The following is a 1,315-nucleotide window of genomic DNA, read 5'->3' as shown; positions in this document are numbered from 1 at the left end:
ACCCAGCGGTATGCCCGGGAGACGGCCGCCGACGTCCGCGCGCAGGGTGACCGTCCGGCCGTCGGGTGTCCCGGCCGTCATCAGGGTCTCGGCGCCCTCGCCCTGCCGGCGGACCCAGCGGCCGAGCACCGTCCCGTCCGTGCCGAACGGGGTGGACTCCAGGCCCGGTTGCAGAGGCAGAGCCTCGCAGGAGCCCGTGAGCAGCGTGGTGTCCTCCAGGACGCCGGAGCGCAGCAGGGCGGGTAGGGACGCGCGGCCGTGGCCGCCGGTGGCGGGGTCGTACTCCAGCCACAGGGTCTGCCGGCCCTGCTTGCCCTGGCGCCAGTACGTGGTTCCGTCGCCGAGGACGGCGCGGCGCGGTGGCAGTTCGGTGTCGCCGGCGTGCAGCACGCGGCCGCCGGTGGCACGACCGCCGCCGGGCAGCGGTACCGAGGTGGTGTCCACGTCGTGCCCCGACCACCAACCGGGCAACTGCTCGCCCCCGAGGGGGAACACCTCCGAGGGGCGGGCGGACCAGTAGGCCGACTGCTTGTCGCCCTTCCGCCACATCACCAGCAGTTCCCCGTCCACGTAGCGGAAACGCGGGCGCTGCCAGCGGTCGAGACCGTCCGGCAGGTGCAGGTCGTGTTCGAGCAGCACCTCCTCGGGGCCGACGACGACCGCCTTGCCGCGACGGGCCAGGATCAGCGCGGGCCAGGACTCATGGACGGACAGCGCGTCGTCCTCGTTCCTCCTGGCCTCGGCGTCCAGCAGGGAAAGGCCCTTCTCCAGGGCGGGCCAGCCCAGCTCGTCCAGGATGCCGGCACGCAGCGTGCGGCCGAGCAGCGGTGCGAGCCGGTGTCCTGCGGTCCTGGCGACGGCGTCCGGGGCGATTTGGTCGGCGACCGCCCGGAAGGGGCGCAGCCGCCCGAACGCCTCACGTGCGCCGGGCAGACCGACCGCGCGGGTGAACTCCTCGGCAGCCTCCTCCAGCCACGCCCGTGCGACGTCCCGGAGCACGGGATGGGCGGCGAGTGCCGTCAGGATGCGGCCCGATGTCCGGTTCCCGGTCCCCAGGGCACCGACGGCCCCGTGCAGCAGTCCCCGGAAGCGCGGGTCGGCGCCGATGGCCACCAGATCGCGCCGGACGGGTGGCGCGGTGTCGAGGAGCCAGTGGTCGAGCGCCAGAGAGACGTTCGCACCGGGTGCCGGGAGTGTCAGCGCGATGCCCTCCGCCACGCACAGGTCCAGCAGGTCGAGATCGGCCCCCGCGTGCCAGCGGCCGGTGAACAGATCGACGGGCTTCCCGGCGGCGCGCAGCCGCGGGGCCATCCGC

Annotated in this window: 1 pseudogene; it reads right to left on the bottom strand. The window is 74.7% G+C overall.

Annotated elements, in window-relative coordinates:
* A pseudogene (locus tag IH13_RS0104880) lies at positions 1-1,315 on the bottom strand (hypothetical protein); the annotation flags it as partial.

It is taken from the genome of Streptomyces sp. NRRL WC-3549 (assembly GCF_000721935.1).
Taxonomy (GTDB): domain Bacteria; phylum Actinomycetota; class Actinomycetes; order Streptomycetales; family Streptomycetaceae; genus Streptomyces.
This window is presented reverse-complemented; position numbering and strand designations above follow the sequence as displayed.